Below are 16,772 nucleotides of genomic sequence, written 5' to 3'. Positions count from 1 at the left end.
GGTGATCTTCTTGTCATTCTGCCGCTCGATCGCCTGCTCTATGTCTTTCTCGCTCACTTTGCCCTGATTCACGAGGATTTCGCCGAGCCTCCTCTGACTTTTTAATGCATCATCGAGATCTTCCGCACCGATAACACCTTCCTCGATCAGCATCTGCCCGAGATAGGGAATGACGCTTTTCTGTGCGGCGATGGGGATTATCATAATCTCATTTTCTCCTCCGGCGAACTCGAATACCTCTCGTATCGCCTCGGGATCGCTATCCGTCTTGAGAAGGATATCCCACCGCAGATAGAGCTTCTCCGGGTTTATCTCCGATAGGGGGGGGACCGAGTCGGTATAAGCCTTTATATCGAGAATCTCTCCGATGGCCCTGAGATCCCGTACGATGAATTCAAGGTCTATTCCCCGTCTGAAGATATCCTGATCCGGACTGAAGATGATCTTATACTGCCTGTCGTGCGGTGACTGTTTGATGTCCTCCATCGCCTTTATGAGTTCGCCGTACTGAGGAAAATCGGAGGGATCACCTGATGAGAGGGAAGCGATCATCTCCTTGACGAGATCTGCCGCTTTCAGGAGAAGCGTGATTGTTCTCCGGTCCGGCGTGAGTCTGTTCTGGCGCATCCTGTCGAGAATTCCTTCCATCGCATGAGTGAAGTGGGAGATGGCGCTTAATCCGATGCTCCCGCTGGAGCCTTTGATGGTGTGGGCTGCCCTGAAGATGGTATTGAGCAGCTCGCTGTCTTGGGGGTATCTCTCGAGCTGTAAGAGCCCTGTTTCGAGTTCCGTTATGTTTTCCATTGCCTCGTCGGAAAAAACGGAGAATAACTTCGCACGATCCTGGCTGCTGAGATCTTCCATTGTATAGGTGCCGTTACCTGATGAATTTTGAGATTACCGTGATTAACTGCTCCGGGGTGAAGGGCTTTACAATCCAGCCGCTTGCGCCGGCCCTCTTCCCTTCCTGCCTTTTCAACTCTTGTGATTCTTGTGTCAACATGACGATGGGCGTAAATTTGTAAAAGGGGTTTGTCCTTACCTGTTTTATGAATTCAACTCCGTCTGTCTCCTGCATGTTGAGATCCGTAATGACGATGTCTATTCCCGTGCTGGTTAGCCTGTTCATGGCATCGTTTCCGTTGACCGCAAGAATGGCCTCATAACCAGCATCTTTTACCGCAAAAGAGACGAGTTGTCTCATCGAAGGAGAATCGTCTACTATTAATATATTTTTTCTCGTCATCGACATGCCGTATGGGAACGCTCTGCAACCGGGCTCTTCGCCCATTACAGGGGAATTCCGAATAGTGTCATGAGGTTTCCCACCGCATCTGAGGTATTTAAGATCAGTTTCTTCCCTCTGCGGCTGCATTCTTTCTTAACCGCGATGAGCAGTTGGACTGCCGAAACATCGATTTCCCTGACACCCGTGGCATCAACGACCACCTCGTCGCAGCTCGCGAGCGTGGCCTTAAGGGCATTCATGCCTCCTGAAACTTCGTTGATCGTCAGCCTGTCCTTGAATGCTATCGTTCCTGACATATGACACCTCCGTGTGCTGCTCCCTCTGCTGAGAATTCAGGGAGCTTCGTCATAGAATGTTTCAAGACATGTTTTTCAAGGATTCCCCTCTGTTCCCTTTGTTCAGAGGAGAAAGCAAGGGAGATGCCAGGTTTGGCGAGAAAAGTTTTTAAGGATATTAAAGGGAATTATTGGAAAGACGAAGGGAAGTTAGGGAAATGATTCCAGAACTATGGAATCATTTCCCTATATGATGGATACCGTATTCCTTTATTTTTGTGAGAAGCGTTTTGTAATCGATCTGAAGTATCGAGGCTGCCTTTGATTTGTTGCCCTTTGTGAGTTCCAATGTCTGCGTAATCGCCTTCTTTTCGACATCTTTCACGGCTATTGCCGAAAGCTCTTTCAGCGGCAGGAAGGGGATGCTCTCTTTTTCTTTTTCTCTGTCTTCTATGAGGAAGTCGAGGTCCGACGGTCTTATCGAGCCGCCGTCCGAAAGAAGCACGGCCCTTCGGACAACATTCTTTAATTCCCTCACATTGCCCGGCCAGGGATAACGCATAAGAAGGTTCAACGCCTCATCGGACAGCTCCCGTATCTGTTTATTCAACTCTGTACCCGCCTCAATGATGAACTTTCGCGCGAGAAACGGGATATCGTCTGTTCGCTCCCTCAGGAGCGGAAGGGTGATGATGAATTCCCCCAGACGGAAGAAGAGATCCTCTCTGAACCTTTTTCCCGCGACACTCTCCCGGATATCGGTATTCGTCGCCGCGATAATACGGACATCCACGTCCAAGGGATGCGTGGAGCCGAGGGGGATTATCCTTTTTTCTTCAACGACCCGCAGGAGCTTGCTCTGGACATAGAGAGACATGTTCTCCAACTCGTCGACGAAGAGTGTTCCGCCGTCGGCAATTTCAAAGAATCCGTGCTTCTTTTTCTCTGCTCCGGTAAAGGCACCCTTTTCGTGACCGAAGAGTTCGCTCTCGACGAGTGTCTCCGGTATCGCTCCCATATCGACTACGACAAAAGGTTTTTCCGTTCTTCTGCTCAAGTTGTGTATGGCAGACGCAACGACTGACTTCCCGGTTCCCGTCTCACCCTGGATAATGACCGAGAAGTCACTCCAGGAAACACCATGCACCTGACGTATGACCTTCTTCATCCCCTCGCTTTTTCCCAAAAGCCATTCCAGGGATGTTTCGACATTAGTGGAGAGCCTCTTCACTTCCCTTTCGAGTTCGAGCTTGTCAATCGCCCTGTTGAGCGTAAAGATGAGCCTGTCGTATTTCGGAGGTTTTATGATGAAATCGTAAGCCCCCTGTTTTATCGTCTCGACAGCGGTCGGTATGTCACCAAAGCCCGTTACGAAGATGATAGGGATGTCAGGATCTATCCTTTTGAGGTTACCCATGGTTTCGATGCCGTTCATATGGGGCATGTTGAGGTCGAGGAGAACTGCGTCAGGCCTTTCCTGCTCGAAGAGATCAAGAGCAAGACGGCCTGAAGAGGCCGTGGTCGGCGAAAAACCGTTATTTTTCAGAATATCCCTCAGGGATAAAAGCAACTCGCTATCGTCATCTACGATTAATATCTTCTTCATACGGTTTTTTTCGTCGTCCACGTAATCACGTTGTTATCATGGGAAGTTTCAGCGCAGATAGGACGTCATCCGTGACGAAAATTCTCACACAAGATGTAACGCCATGAGCCGCAGTTCGGTCATCTCTTCGATCGCGTATTTGATTCCTTCCCTGCCGAATCCCGAACGTTTGACGCCCCCGTAGGGCATGTGGTCGACCCTGTAGGCTGGGACGTCATTGATGATGACACTTCCGACCTCAAGGGTTTCGAATGCCGTGAAGGCATGTTTCAGATCATTGGTGAAGACGCCTGCCTGGAGGCCATAGACCGAGTCGTTAACCGCCTTCAGCCCGTCTTCGAAGCTCTCGATCCTCGTAACGGTCACTACGGGGGCAAAGACCTCCATGCAGCTGAGCTTCATCTGCGGGGTCGCATCCAGGACAACCGTCGGTTCGTAGAAATTTTCCCACCTCTTTCCCCCCGCGGCGATCTTGGCGCCCGCCGCCATCGCCTCGTGCATCCATGTCTCAACCCTTACCCTGTTCTCCTCATCGATCATAGGTCCTATCAGGGTAGAATCATCGAGGGGGTCTCCGAACTTCAGGGTCTTCACCTTCGGGATGAAACGCCCGAGAAAATCATCATGGATATCTCTGTGGACGTAAATCCTCTGCACCGAAATGCAAACCTGTCCTGCATAGGAAAATGCTCCGGCGATGCATCGGTCTACCGCAAGATCGAGACTGCAGTCACGATCGAGGAGCACCCCCGCGTTTCCTCCCAATTCGAGAATTACCTTTTTGTCATATGCGAGTTTCTTGAGCTCCCATCCGACCGTTGCACTTCCCGTGAAGCTCAAAACCTTCACTCGCTTGTCGGTGATCGCGTTCTCCGCAATCTTGCCGGTACAGGGTATGACGCTCAGGCACCCTTCAGGAAGACCTGATTCCATGAGGATCTCGCCGAGCAGAAGCGCGGTGATGGGGGTCTTTGACGCCGGCTTGAGGATTATCGGGTTTCCGGCGGCAATAGCAGGAGCGATTTTGTGAGCAACGAGATTGAGGGGAAAATTAAAGGGGGTAATCCCGAAAACCGTGCCGCAGGGAAATCTCCTTGTAATCCCCCATCTCCCTTCCGAAGACGGATTCCTGTCGAGCGCAATGAATTCTCCTCCAATTCTCGACGTCTCTTCCGAGGCGATCCGAAACGTGAGGGAAGCCCTGTCCACCTCCGTCCTTGATTCGTGAATGGGCTTCCCGTTTTCGAGAGTTATCGTCTTTGCGAGGTCCTCCTTGCGTTCCCCGATAATATCGGAAACCCTCCGGAGTATCGCCGATTTCCTGTGCGAAGCGAGGGTGCCGATGGTACCGCCTGTCTCATCGGCGATTGCGAGAGCCTCTTGCACGTCTTCATGTGTCGCCTGACATACTCTCGAGACGGTCCGGTCGTCGTAAGGATTCAAGACCTCTATCTTTTTGTCGGTCTCTTTCGCGCGTCCGCCAAGGAGAATGGGAAACATTGATTTCATAGGTCCTCCGGTCACTACATTAAAGCACAGGCAAGACGATTATTCAAGGGATGGAAGGGGTGAAAAGAGAAGGCAAAGCGCTTATTCTTCGCGGCGGCAGTCCCCGCAGTAACCTTTTATCTCGAGGGTATGTTTTATTCCGCTGAAACCTGCCTCTTTGCAGAGTTCCTCCTGAATCGCCTCGAGTTTCGGAGAAAAGACCTCGATGACCGCCCCGCAGTTGACGCAGATGCAATGGTCGTGGTGTCCATGACCGAAGGTGTGCTCATAGTGCGCATGTTTGCCGATCTTCTCTACCTGTTCGATGAGGCCGCTTTCGACAAGGAGGGGCAGCGTCCTGTAGATTGAAGCCTTGGAAACTTTTCTTTTCTTGTTCCGTATGTTCAGGAGGAGTTCTTCCGGATCGAAATGGCCGTGAAAGGCAAATATCTCTTTCAGGATCCGTTCCCTTTCTTTTGTGAACCTGAGACCCTTTTTCGAGAGGTACTCCCGGAAGATCCTTGTCTCCATAGGTATATTCTAAAGAAAGCAATGGTGGTGTTTCAATGCTGCCTGCAGTGAAAGACTCTCTCGTCGGTGACGATCATATGGACTCTTATGTCGTGTGATTCCCGGGGCAGAGAATCCACTATCTGTTCTTCGTAGGCGATGGCGATGAGGGGAACCGGCTTCCGCAACAGCGACAGGAGCCTGTCATAATAACCTCCGCCGTAACCGAGCCTATTGCCTACCGCATCGAAGGCTGCTCCGGGCAGAATCACAAGGTCGACATCGTTGATCTCCCGCTCCCGTTCAGCCGGTACGTCAGGCTCGGGTATGCTCATATAGCCGGGAGCTAATTCAGAGGTATCCGTGATCTCATAAAGCTTCAGTGCCCTCGTCATTCTAACCACGCGGGGAATGACCACCCTTTTACCGATTCGGAGCATTTCCTCTATTTGCTGCATAGTCGAAACTTCAGAACGGAATGATGCAAAGGAGAGGAGTATCTTTGCCTGCTGAAACTCGGGAAGGGAAAAGAGTGTTTGTCGTACGCGGTCGTCCTTAACTTTCTTTATCGCGGGAGGTATGCCGTCCCTTTTCCTGAGAATTTTTTCTCTAGTCCTGGCCTTATCATCCAAGATGTGCTTCCATCGCATGTTTGATCTTCAGGACGTCTTCGACGGCGCTTTTTATCGTGAAGGGGGTGATACCGGCTATGTCGGATTCCATGATCTCATGGCTGAAACCGATAGAGCCGATGAGGATACTGTCAGGGAGATGATTTCGAATAAAAGCAAGATCCTCTTCTCCCCGCACCTTATTGGCAACGACAAAGACCTTCTTGACGCCGAGTCCTTTTGCCATCTCCTTCACGGTATTGGCTGTCTGGATGCTCCTCTGCCCCGGTTCCACGACGACGATGAAGCCGTCCACGGCTTCTGCCGTGCCCCTCGTCAGATGTTCGATGCCGGCCTCCATGTCCACAATGACGATCTCGTTTCTTCCTACGATGAGGTGTTTGAGGAGTCTCCGCAGGAATACGTTCTCAGGGCAGTAGCACCCTGAAGCGGCTTCCTTCGACTTGCCCGTCGCGAGGAGCACAATGTTGTCGAATCTGTATCCGAACTCTTCGGGGATGTCGTCCACCCTCGGATTAAGCTTGAAAACCCCCCCGCTCGTGCCGGGTTTCGCACCCATCCTTTCCTCGATGAGCTCGGTTATCTCTGCTATCGGCCGTATCTTTCCGATATCATCTTTCGGCACGCCGAGGGCTGCCGCGAGATTTGCGTCGGGGTCCGCGTCGACGGCGATGACCCGTTTGCCTTCCGACGCATAGATGCGGCTCAGGACTGAAGAAAGGGTCGTCTTGCCCACCCCGCCTTTACCCGTTATCGCGATCTTCATATTCCTACTATACCACAGACCCGATCGAATTCGGAGAGAGAGATCGCTCAGCGCGGAAGGCAAGGCTGGAGCGAGATATAACGGAGAATATCTACAAAGGGCCGTAGATATTCTCCGTTGAAAAGACAGGGGAAACGGCTTGGACATTTATTGACACCCAGCAATTATTCCTGATATTGTATCGGTAATGAACGGCGATTTCTGCTGGTTTTCTGACGATCGTCGTACCTGTCCGATGAGAGAGGATTGCCACATGGGTAACGGTATCGAAACGAGATCAGGACTTGCATGAGTCTCGTCGGGCGTCTCGAAGACATCTCACTCGCAGATATCCTTCAGATCTTGAGCATCGGAAAGAAGACGGGAACTCTCACCATTCGAAGCGACAGAGAAAGCGCCTTCATCGTCTTTAAGGGCGGTCTCATCGTGCGGGCTGAGACGACCACGCTTGAAGGAAATATCGGTACGGACCTCGTCAAGTTCGGCATCGTGAAGGAATCGATACTCGCCATGGCCGGCGATATAAAAGAAAAGCTCCCCCATAGATCGATGCCGGAGATACTCTTTGACCTCGGCGCCGTGAGCAGGGACCTGCTCGAAAAGGCGGCCAAGAAGAGGATCGAGAGGGTCATTTCCTGCCTCATAGCGCTAAACGGCGGTGATTTCAGATTTGAGATGGACAACGTTGACGTCAGCGACTTCGGAAGTGCCGGCGCTGATACGGGCTGGGAAATCTCTAAGGGTCTGAGCGCACAGTATCTTCTCATGGAGGGCGCACGTGTCTATGACGAGCAGATGGGTCAGCAGCATGTGGAAGAGGATATCGCGGGGGAAGAAAAAGAGGAAGCATGGGGAGACGAGGAGGGACAGCCCGATGCGGCAGGGCGGAAGGATATCTTTGCCCTGAAATCACTCACACAGGAACTGAGATTCCCCAACTCCACTTCCGAGATTACCCTTCTCATCCTCAGATTCGCGAGCGACATATTCGAGCGGGGAGTCCTCTTCATGGTCGGCGACCATGAACTTGCCGGTCTGGGACAGTTCGGTCTCGATATGGAAATGGCTGACGAGAAGATACGAGAGACACGTATCCCCTTTGAGGAGAGTTCGTTTCTCCAGAGGATCATCGCCGGAGGGCACCCCTACCGGGGGACGATGGAAAAGGACGCATTCACGACTCTTTTCATCACGGAGATAGGAGAACAGTGGCCCGTGCAGGTCGCTTTCTTTCCTCTTATTGCAGAGAACAAGGTCGTTGCACTCCTCTACTGCGACAACTCTCTGAGCGGCGAGGATTTTGCCGAGACCGAGGGGCTCGAAATATTTATTGATCAAGCGGGCCTGGCGCTCGAGAAATCACTGCTCCAGAAGAGATTGCAGGACATGCAGAAGGGTATGAAAATATAGTGATTTTTTTCAATTTATCTGATAGAATTTTTACCAAATACGGGATAGGAGAGGTGAGGTGAGTTCGGTTCTCATCGTCGAAGATTCTGAGGCGACAAGGGCACTTATACGGAATGTCATAGAGGATATCGGAGATGACCTCAACACGACGGAGGCCGCCTCAGGGTTTGAAGCGCTCAAGCTGCTTCCTTCTGAGTCATTCGATCTCATCATAACCGACATAAATATGCCAGACATAAACGGCCTCGAACTCATCAATTTTATTAAGACGAATGAAAGATACAGCCACATTCCGCTTATCATCGTTACTACGGAAAAGAGTAGGGAAGACAAGGAAAGGGGATTAGCGCTCGGTGCCGATGCCTATGTGACAAAACCATTCACGACTGAAGAACTGCAGGAAGCGATAACCCGAATCCTGAAGAGATGAAGTCTTCCAAAAAGGATTTTATTGCTGAGGCGGAAGAGCTCTTAGGCGAGGCGGGAAGGCTCCTCGTTGAAGTACAGGAGACCTACACTACAGGCGTTAACCCTGACACCATCAACGCTATCTTTCGCGCCATCCATACCATTAAGGGGATATCCGGTCTCTTCGGCTTCAAGGATATCGCCGACTTCAGCCATGCCTTTGAGTCCCTCCTTGACGACCTGAGACTCGGGAGGATCGATCTTACCCATGAGGTCATCCTTTTCCTCTTTGCGCAGATCGACATCCTGAAGAAGACCGTCGAAGATATCACGAACGATCGCGAATATGACATAGCTCCCTATGAGAAAGAGATAGAACTCTTCAAGGACAGGGAGAAGGGGGTGCAGGGTTCCCGGAAGGCGGAGGATTCCCTCGACCGTATCGGTGACGCTATTCTCAAGGTCCTCTCGGAATTTGAAGAACACCGTCTAAAGACAAACATCAAAGAGTCAAAGGGCATCTATCTTGCCAGGACGGTATTGAACCTCTCGGACTTTGATAAGACTCTTCAGGAACTGACGAAGCTCATAAAGTCCCAGGGGGAACTGATCGCGACGCTTCCTACGTCGACCGATGTTCCTCCTGATTCGATAGGATTCAACATGCTCCTGGGGAGCGCGAAGTCCCTCGATGAACTCAAGGAGCTCCTGGACCTCCCCGTTGAGGAACTGATAGGGCAAAAAGCGAAGCCTTCCCCGATCCAGCCGCTCAAGACGCAGGAGACATCCCTCAAGAGCACAACCACTTCGGTCAGGGTCGATATCGAAAAGCTCGACAGGATCCTCAATACAATTAGTGAACTTTCTCTCGCAAAGACCGCGACGAATAGGATAGCCGACGAAATGACAGAGGCCTTCGGGCATTCAAAACTCGTGAGCGATGTGCTGAAGATCTCCCAGACCTTTGGAAGGAAGATAGCGGAGCTGCAAGAGGAAGTTTTGGAGATACGGATGGTTCCGATAGGCCAGATATTCTCGCGGCTCAGTCAGGTAGTACGCAGATATTCCCGCGAGGCAGGGAAAGAGATTGAACTCCTCCTTTACGGGGAAGATACCGAGATAGACAAGTTTCTCGCCGAGGAAATCGTCGATCCGCTCATGCATATCGTACGAAACGCCATGGACCATGGTATTGAGACTGCGGAAGAGAGAACAAGGGTGGGGAAAAAGGAAAAAGGGACGATAACTATGAAGGCCTATCAGAGGGGGCACCACGTGGTCATCGAAGTTAGCGACGACGGCGCGGGGATTGATAGTGAAGCGGTTGAGAAGAAAGCGAGAGAGAAAGGCCTCCTCGCCGACGATGTCAAACTCGAAAGCCGGGAGATTCTCGATTTCATCTTCATGCCCGGGTTCAGCATGAAGTCTTCGGTCAGTGAGGTCTCGGGGCGTGGCGTGGGGATGGATGTGGTCAAGTCAAAGCTCTCGACCTTTGGCGGGTTTGTGGATTTCACAACGGAAAAGGGAAGGGGCACGACCTTCATTCTCACGATGCCGATCACCCTTGCCATTATTAAAGTGCTCATTGTTCGGGTGGGACCGGAGCGGTTTGGTGTTCCGCTGACCTCTCTCTCGGAGACTCTGATCATAGACCACAAGGATCTTCAGACGATAGAGGGCAGGGAGGTTTATGACCTGAGGGGCGAGCTGCTTCCCATGGTGAGTATCGCGAGGATCTTTTCCCTCGAAAGCGATTCCGTCGAAAGATCTTTTGCGGTTGTGATTCGCTACGCCGAGCGGAAGGTCGGCCTTCTTGTTGATGAGCTGATAGCGCAGCATGAAATCGTGATCAAGTCTCTCGGCGATTATTTCAGGAGTTTGCGCGGGTTTGCGGGGGCCGCGGAGATCGGCAGACATGAGGTCATCCTTGTGCTTGATCCGGAGTCGATCATCGGGGAGGCTGTACCGAAGCAGAGGGTAGTCCCCCATGTATGAGAACTTCTACGGATTTAAGGTAAAGCCCTTCAACAAGACGCCGGATCCCCGTTTTCTCTTCCTGTCCAGAGGCCATGAAGAGGCACTCGCCCGCCTGCACTATGCGGTAGACGAGAAGGAATTAACGGTTTTGACGGGAGAAATAGGGTCCGGGAAAACGACGCTGACACGCGCCTTGATGGACGCTCTCGGAGAAGGATACCGTATCATCCTCATCGTAAATCCACGACTTACCTCAATCGAATTCATAAAGACCGTCTGCGCGCGGATGCAGTGCGATACGGGTTCACTCTATAAGAACGACCTCATAGACGCGTTATATGCAAAGGTCTATGAAGATTACAAGGCTGGGATAACTCCTGTTCTCATTATCGATGAGGCCCATCTCATCCCGTATCGGGAAACATTTGAAGAGATTAGGCTGCTGACGAATTTTCAGATGGACGACACGAATCTCCTGAGCCTTATTCTCGTCGGACAACCCGAACTGCGACGGAAACTTGAGTCGGCGCAGCTCGCCGCCCTCAGACAGAGAATCGGGCTCTTTTTCCACCTCGGACCGATCGGAGAGGATGAGATGAAGGGCTACATCGAATACAGGGTGAGGGCAGGAGGGAGGGATAAACCGCTCTTTACCGATGCCGCTGTCCGGGCGTTGTACCGCTACTCAAAGGGAGTTCCGCGGGTCATCAACAGCCTTGCGACGATGTCCCTTCTTGAAGGATTCGCAAAGGATGCGGAACTTATCGACGATCGAGATATTTCCTCTGCTGCGAAGGAGATAGGGCTGAATGGATATCGCAAAGATTAGGAAAAAACTCAGGGATAATGACCTTTCGAAAAGTGAGCCTGAGACAAAGGTGCCTGTCGAAGAGGGGGATCAAACCCCGGAGCAGGCGGGTTCAGGGCAGACACCTCGAGAAACAGAGGTCAAACCCGGGCCGCCAGCCGAAGCAGGTACCGGCGATCTCACGGTTGAACTCCTCATGTTCTCCCTGGCGAAGGAGGACTATGCCTTCAGGATCCATGAGATTCAGGAAATACTGAAACCGCAGAGAACAACGAGAATACCGAAGACTGAGTCCTACCTGGTCGGCATTTCATCCCTCAGGGGGAAGATAATCCCGATCATCGATCTTAAGGCCAGGCTTGCTCTCGGTGCGGCGACAGAAGAGGACAAGAAACAGAGGATCTTGATTCTCAAGGGCCGTAAGGGACTGATCGGGGCGCTGATAGACCGGGTGATCGGGGTAATACGGCTGCCCGAATCAAAGATCGAGGAAACGCCTCCCCATCTTCTCGAGACCGAGATGCGGTTCATTGATGGTGTTGCCCTTGTGGATGGCAGATTCATCTCGATCGTTAAGACCGCTGAGGTCATGGATTATGAAATCGGTAACATCCGATAGTAAGCGAAGAGACAGATACTTTCTCCGGATATCCTCGGCTGTCTCTTTACCGTTTTGATGCCTGGGGTATTTGTGGAAGCGAGTCTTGATGCTGGGAAGAGTCTGTCATCCATTGTCATGTTGCGCATCATGGCGGGGGCCTCATCTCTCCGGAGAGAAAGGGATAGAGAAGAGAGACAGTGAAGAATACGTTGACCTGGAAATTCATCATTCCCACGATGGCAATCGTCATGTTTGCGACCCTTGTCAGTGTGCTGATCGTCTCGCGATATATACGGGAACAGATTCGCGAACGTGCGGATGACCAGATTACCGCCAAGGTTGAACAGGTCATGGAAGGTCTCAATGCGACGAACACCATCGAGCTCGAAAAGGTCCGTGCCTCCATGCGGGTTCTCATGAGCGAGGGACTCGCTGTGGGGACGCCGGCCCTGGGAGAATCCACAACCGTGGGGCCCGAAACCGTACAGAATCTCATTCTCGGGGGTAAACCGCAAGCCCGTAATTTTGGGCTCGTCGACCATGTCAAGACATTAATGGGAGGGACCGCGACACTCTTTGTAAAGAGGGGAGACGAATTCATACGGGTGAGCACAAATGTCATCCAGGAGGATGGTTCCCGCGCAGTCGGCACGCTCCTCGATCCCCGGGGCAAGGCCATAGCAGCGGTGCGGGAGGGTAAGGCGTTTTATGGTGAGGTCGACCTCCTCGGGAAGCCCTATATCACCGGATATGAGCCTATGTATGACAAACACAATTCGATCATCGGTGTGTGGTACGTGGGATATCCTCTATCCACGTTCTCCCAGTTGGGCGAGATTATCGCCGACACAAAGGTCCTTGATAACGGATTTATCGCTCTGGTAGATGATCGTGCAAACGTGCGGTTTCATTCGCGGCATGTCTCCGATAAAGTTGTCGAAGGCATAGCGAAAGGAGGGGCCGCGGGCGAGTCAGACGGATGGAAGGTCATGAGGACCTCTTTCAACCCGTGGGGGTTTCAGGTACTCGCCGCCTATCCAACAGCCGACATTCAGAACAGGATAGTCAAAGCCATGACGGTCGCCGCGTTGCTCGGTCTGGCCTTCGCGGTCTTTTTGGTGGGGTCTCTCTTTTTTCTCGTCAACAGGATCGTGATCCTGCCTCTGAGGACTATCGGAACTGCGGCTGCCGGGATCTCTCAGGGAGACCTGACGTTTGCCGTGAATGTCCGGGGGAGTGACGAGATGGGACGGCTCTGTAAGTCCTTCCAAGATTCTTTCTGGGCTCTCGGGGGAATACTCGGGAGAATCAAGGAACTTTCCGACAAGATTTCGAGGGTGTCGGGAAATGTGGAGGAAGAAGCAAAACAGGTACTTCACGGTGCAGAGGTCGAGGCCGAGGCAGTAACGAACATCGCCAATTCCGTAGAGGAACTCAATGTGACGGTCACCGACATAGCCGGGAGCACGGGGAATCTGGCCGTTTCGGTAGAAAAGAGTTCGGCGTCGGTGGAACAGATGGCGCTGAGTATAGACAGCGTGAATAGGAGCATCAGCGAACTCTCATCGGCTGTCGATTCAACATCTTCCTCGATAAATGAACTTTCTGCGACGATAAAGGAAGTTGCCTCGAATGCGAGGGAATTGGCTGCATCCTCTGAGGAGACCCTTTCCGCGATTTCAGAGATAACGCAAACGGTTAAAGAGGTTGAGATCAGCGCGAGAGAGTCCGCGAGGCTTTCTGAAAAAGTTACCAGCGACGCGGCTACATTCGGCATGGCCTCGATAGAGAAGACGATTGAGGGAATGAAAAACATAAAAGTTTCGGTCGAACACACTGCGGAGTTCGTGAAGAAACTAGGGGGCAGGTCCGACGAAATAGGAAAGATACTGAATGTCATCGATGATGTCACCGAGCAGACAACGCTTCTGGCACTGAATGCGGCAATACTGGCTGCACAGGCCGGCGAGCACGGAAAGGGATTTTCGGTCGTTGCTGATGAGATCAAGGATCTTGCGGAGAGGACGGCGTTCTCCACGAAAGAGATAGCCTCACTGATAGAGACCGTGCAGGGAGAGGTTCAGGATACTGTTGATGCGATGGAGAAGGGCTCGGGCTCGGTGGAGGAGGGATTGAGCCTGTCGAGGGAAGCGGGAGATGCCCTGAAAAAGATACTCGAGAGTTCACGGAGATCATCTGAGATGACCCGAGCGATCGAGCGTTCCACGACGGAACAGGCCAAGTCCGCGAAAGTCGTCACGGAGAGGATGGAACATGTGAGAAGCATGATCGACCAGATTGCAAACGCGACAGCGGAGGAAGCGAGAGGCATACACCTCATCACGGAGGAAACGGAAAGGATGCGAGACGCGACCCGACAGGTGAGCAAGGCTTCCGAAGAGCAGAGGGTGAGCAGTAAACGGATAGCGGACGCGACGGAACGCGTTTCCGACATGAGCAGGCAGATATCGAAGGCATTGTCGGAGCACAAGGCGGGCACACGACAGATACTGGAGATTGTTGAGGGGATAAAGGCTATCCCGTCGGAAAACCGCAGAGTGATATTCACGACTACCAATGCCATCAGAGAATTGCATAAGGATTCGGAACTCCTTAAGACCGGGCTGGAGCATTTCAGATTCTCTGAGACAGGCAGTGAGGTATTCCGGCTCGGCGTTGTGGCCCTCGAATCCCCGGCGGTGACCTTCAAGAAATTTTCTCCCCTCGCAGAGTATCTGGGCAGGACACTGGAGAAACGGGTTGAACTCAAGGTTGGTGCAGATCTCGAAAGCGCGGTGAGGGATCTCGGAGAGAACGTTACGCAGATGAGTTGCATGGGGCCATTGACGTACATCAAGGCGAACGAACAATACGGTGTGAAGGTGTTGCTGAAAATCCTGAAGGACGGTAAGCCGTACCACCGCAGCGTGATAATCACGCGGGCTGATTCTACGATATCCGCGGTAAAGGATCTCCGCGGGAAGACCTTCGCTTTCTGCGATATGAGTTCCACGACCGGCCATATCATCCCGAGACTGATGCTCAGGGATGCGGGGATCGATATCGATGGCCTGCAGTACTACAACTATCTCCGTCACCACGACGATGTTGCCAGGGCAGTCCTGGCGGGGAGATTTGATGCCGGGAGTGTCATGGAGTCCGTGGCATACAAGTTCAAGGATGAGGGACTGCGGTTTCTCCAATTCTCCGATGAGATCCCCGACATGAATGTCTGTTTCAATCAGTCCATCGATGGAAAAGACGTCTCCCGCATACGGACGGCGCTCCTGTCCCTGGACGAGTCGACCGCGTCGGGCGCTGCAATACTGAAGTCTATCGACAAGAGGTGTACGGGTTTTGCTGCTGCAGATGACAGGGACTACGATGGTGTCAGAGGTAAGTTGTCTGCCTTGAAAACAAATGAGTGGAAGAACGATTGAAGTGGTGACGTAGGGGAATGACGGCGAGCATGAAACCATGCGAGAGCGGCGGAATGAGGAGGTTGTGCGGGTAGTGAGCGAGAGACGAAGGTTGCCGGTCGAGATGCGGGATAGCAAGGGATTTGCGCATCGGCCTCAAACGGTACCCTATATCGAAAGAGTCATACGATGCTCTTGAAGAAGGCCATTACGGCAAAATTTATCGTAGTCTTCTTTGCTGTGCTCCTCATAGGACAATCTCTCGGTGCCGTGGTGATAATACTTGTCACGAATAAGACAATGCATGAAGACATCGCAGGGAGCATGTTCATGATCGGTCTCTACCAGGTCGTTACGCTCTTCAGTGTGGGTGCGGTCATGGTCTACCTCTTTAACAGGAATATTACGATGCCGGTGCGGAGGATAAACCGGGAGATGAAGAAGGTACAGACAGGAGATCTGACGACTGATCTCGCTGATATGGGGGACAATGAGATAGGGGGCATTGCCGGGGGGATCAGGTTCCTTGCAGAACAGCTCTCAAAGACGACTGAAAGCACTCATTCGATATCCGGAAACACGGCGACGGCTATGGAGAAGCTGACCGTTGCGCTGAGAAGCGTAAGCGAGACTGTTCGGGGAGAGGCTACATCCATCAATGCCGTTGTTTCCGCTGTCAGGTCTGCCAATGATTCCCAGGGAGGGGTGAGGGAGAACGCGGACAAGCTCTCGAGCGTCTCATCAGAAAATGTCTCCTCTCTCCTCGAGATGAAGGCTACCGCTGAAGAGATAGCGGCGAGCACAGGACGGCTTTTCAAGTCGGCAGAGGACTCTTATGCGATGGTTGCCGAGACGACGCAATCTGCCAAGCTCATCGCCGAGAACGCAGGCGAGGCCTTCCGCGCTGTTGAAGATACGTCTTCGTCCGTTGAGGAGATCAGCGCCTCTGTCTCCGCCGTGCTCGAGAACGCCCGAAAATCGGCTGATCTTTCCGCTCACCTCAGGCTCTCCCTCACGGAGAGGGGAACACTCGCCATCGCTAATTCGTTAGCGGCCATGGAGGAGATCGAGGAAGAGGTGAATCAGACGGCGGAGATCATAACCCGCCTTGATGAGCGATCTAAGAATATCGAGAAGGTCCTCTCCGTCATACGGGAGGTGACAGAGGGTACGAACCTCCTGAGTCTGAATGCCGCCATCCTTGCGGCGCAGGCCGGCGAGTACGGAAAGAGTTTCGGTGTTGTTGCGGATGAGATACGGGCGCTTTCGGACAGGACTTCGTCTTCCGCGCGCGACATTGCGAACATTGTGAGGACGATTCAGGGAGAGATCGCCGAGGCTGTCAGATCGATAGGGACGGGAGCGAAAAAGGTTGACGCAGGAAAGGATTTGATCTTCAAAGTTGGCGAGGCCCTTGGAGAGACCGTCGAAACCGCTCAGAAATCTGCACAAATGGCGGAGGTGATAGAGAAGGCGACGGACGAGCAGGCCGCGGGGCTGAAGCAGATTACCCGCTCCATGGATAATATCCATCGCATCATCGAAGCGATGGTCCGTGCCGCCGAGGAGCAGAAGAAGGGATCGAACCACATACTTGAGGCGATGAGCGACGTAAAGGAGGTT

General features: G+C 52.4%; 15 protein-coding genes. 7 read left to right on the top strand and 8 right to left on the bottom strand.

The genetic code is table 11. The annotated features are described in order from the left end of the window. The 8 genes from VEI96_10710 to VEI96_10675 form a co-directional block, all read right to left on the bottom strand. On the bottom strand, positions 1-864 hold an 864-nt coding region (locus VEI96_10710), incomplete at its 3' end, for an Hpt domain-containing protein (GenBank protein HXX58461.1). A gap of 13 nt (positions 865-877) precedes the next feature. Beyond that, positions 878-1,291, bottom strand: coding sequence for a response regulator (locus VEI96_10705; protein HXX58460.1), 414 nt, complete (start codon positions 1,289-1,291; stop codon positions 878-880). Continuing rightward, complete coding sequence (locus VEI96_10700) at positions 1,291-1,545, bottom strand: STAS domain-containing protein (GenBank protein HXX58459.1); 255 nt, start codon at positions 1,543-1,545, stop codon at positions 1,291-1,293. Before VEI96_10700 ends, VEI96_10705 begins: the two co-directional genes overlap by 1 nt. Positions 1,546-1,762: 217 nt before the next feature. Then, positions 1,763-3,130: a sigma-54 dependent transcriptional regulator gene (locus VEI96_10695; protein ID HXX58458.1), complete on the bottom strand. Its 1,368-nt coding sequence runs from the start codon at positions 3,128-3,130 to the stop codon at positions 1,763-1,765. Between the two features lie 84 nt (positions 3,131-3,214). Continuing rightward, positions 3,215-4,639 (bottom strand): aldehyde dehydrogenase family protein, encoded by a 1,425-nt coding sequence (locus VEI96_10690; protein HXX58457.1) that lies wholly within the window; start codon positions 4,637-4,639, stop codon positions 3,215-3,217. Positions 4,640-4,720: 81 nt separating this feature from the next. Further along, a complete protein-coding gene (locus VEI96_10685; protein ID HXX58456.1) occupies positions 4,721-5,149 on the bottom strand; it encodes a Fur family transcriptional regulator in 429 nt (142 codons plus the stop codon). Positions 5,150-5,181: 32 nt separating this feature from the next. Continuing rightward, positions 5,182-5,760, bottom strand: a complete 579-nt coding sequence (locus VEI96_10680; protein HXX58455.1) for a 5-formyltetrahydrofolate cyclo-ligase — start codon at positions 5,758-5,760, stop codon at positions 5,182-5,184. Next, positions 5,753-6,526, bottom strand: coding sequence for a carbon monoxide dehydrogenase accessory protein CooC (locus VEI96_10675; protein ID HXX58454.1), 774 nt, complete (start codon positions 6,524-6,526; stop codon positions 5,753-5,755). Before VEI96_10675 ends, VEI96_10680 begins: the two co-directional genes overlap by 8 nt. A 288-nt stretch (positions 6,527-6,814) precedes the next feature. Here VEI96_10675 and VEI96_10670 point away from each other — a divergent pair, with 288 nt between their 5' ends. The 7 genes from VEI96_10670 to VEI96_10640 all read left to right on the top strand — a co-directional run. Continuing rightward, positions 6,815-7,936 carry a DUF4388 domain-containing protein gene (locus VEI96_10670; protein HXX58453.1) on the top strand — a complete coding sequence of 374 codons (1,122 nt, stop codon included), beginning with the start codon at positions 6,815-6,817 and terminating at the stop codon, positions 7,934-7,936. Between the two features lie 58 nt (positions 7,937-7,994). Next, on the top strand, positions 7,995-8,366 hold the full coding sequence (locus VEI96_10665) for a response regulator (protein HXX58452.1): 372 nt from the start codon (positions 7,995-7,997) through the stop codon (positions 8,364-8,366). After that, entirely contained in the window at positions 8,363-10,339 is a 1,977-nt protein-coding gene (locus tag VEI96_10660) for a chemotaxis protein CheA (protein HXX58451.1), read from the top strand. The genes VEI96_10665 and VEI96_10660 overlap by 4 nt, the downstream gene beginning before the upstream one ends. After that, the gene (locus tag VEI96_10655; GenBank protein ID HXX58450.1) at positions 10,332-11,150 is read left to right on the top strand and encodes an AAA family ATPase; all 819 of its coding nucleotides are present in this window, start codon (positions 10,332-10,334) and stop codon (positions 11,148-11,150) included. Before VEI96_10660 ends, VEI96_10655 begins: the two co-directional genes overlap by 8 nt. Then, positions 11,131-11,748, top strand: a complete 618-nt coding sequence (locus tag VEI96_10650) for a chemotaxis protein CheW (GenBank protein HXX58449.1) — start codon at positions 11,131-11,133, stop codon at positions 11,746-11,748. Before VEI96_10655 ends, VEI96_10650 begins: the two co-directional genes overlap by 20 nt. A gap of 179 nt (positions 11,749-11,927) precedes the next feature. Beyond that, a complete protein-coding gene (phnD, locus tag VEI96_10645; protein HXX58448.1) occupies positions 11,928-15,170 on the top strand; it encodes a phosphate/phosphite/phosphonate ABC transporter substrate-binding protein in 3,243 nt (1,080 codons plus the stop codon). Positions 15,171-15,338: 168 nt separating this feature from the next. Next, positions 15,339-16,772 (top strand): HAMP domain-containing methyl-accepting chemotaxis protein (locus VEI96_10640; GenBank protein HXX58447.1); only part of this gene is annotated, 1,434 nt, incomplete at its 3' end.

Source organism: Thermodesulfovibrionales bacterium (assembly GCA_035622735.1).
Classification (GTDB): Bacteria; Nitrospirota; Thermodesulfovibrionia; order Thermodesulfovibrionales; family UBA9159; genus DASPUT01.
Note: the sequence above shows the minus strand (reverse complement) of the source record. Positions and strands in the feature narration are given on the sequence as shown.

Coding starts and splice junctions, on each gene's coding strand:
- VEI96_10670 (HXX58453.1), top strand. CDS start 6,815: ATGAGTCTCGTCGGGCGTCTCGAAGACATCTCACTCGCAGATATCCTT.
- VEI96_10695 (HXX58458.1), bottom strand. CDS start 3,130: ATGAAGAAGATATTAATCGTAGATGACGATAGCGAGTTGCTTTTATCC.
- VEI96_10675 (HXX58454.1), bottom strand. CDS start 6,526: ATGAAGATCGCGATAACGGGTAAAGGCGGGGTGGGCAAGACGACCCTT.
- VEI96_10650 (HXX58449.1), top strand. CDS start 11,131: ATGGATATCGCAAAGATTAGGAAAAAACTCAGGGATAATGACCTTTCG.
- VEI96_10655 (HXX58450.1), top strand. CDS start 10,332: ATGTATGAGAACTTCTACGGATTTAAGGTAAAGCCCTTCAACAAGACG.
- VEI96_10705 (HXX58460.1), bottom strand. CDS start 1,291: ATGGGCGAAGAGCCCGGTTGCAGAGCGTTCCCATACGGCATGTCGATG.
- VEI96_10700 (HXX58459.1), bottom strand. CDS start 1,545: ATGTCAGGAACGATAGCATTCAAGGACAGGCTGACGATCAACGAAGTT.
- VEI96_10660 (HXX58451.1), top strand. CDS start 8,363: ATGAAGTCTTCCAAAAAGGATTTTATTGCTGAGGCGGAAGAGCTCTTA.
- VEI96_10690 (HXX58457.1), bottom strand. CDS start 4,639: ATGAAATCAATGTTTCCCATTCTCCTTGGCGGACGCGCGAAAGAGACC.
- VEI96_10685 (HXX58456.1), bottom strand. CDS start 5,149: ATGGAGACAAGGATCTTCCGGGAGTACCTCTCGAAAAAGGGTCTCAGG.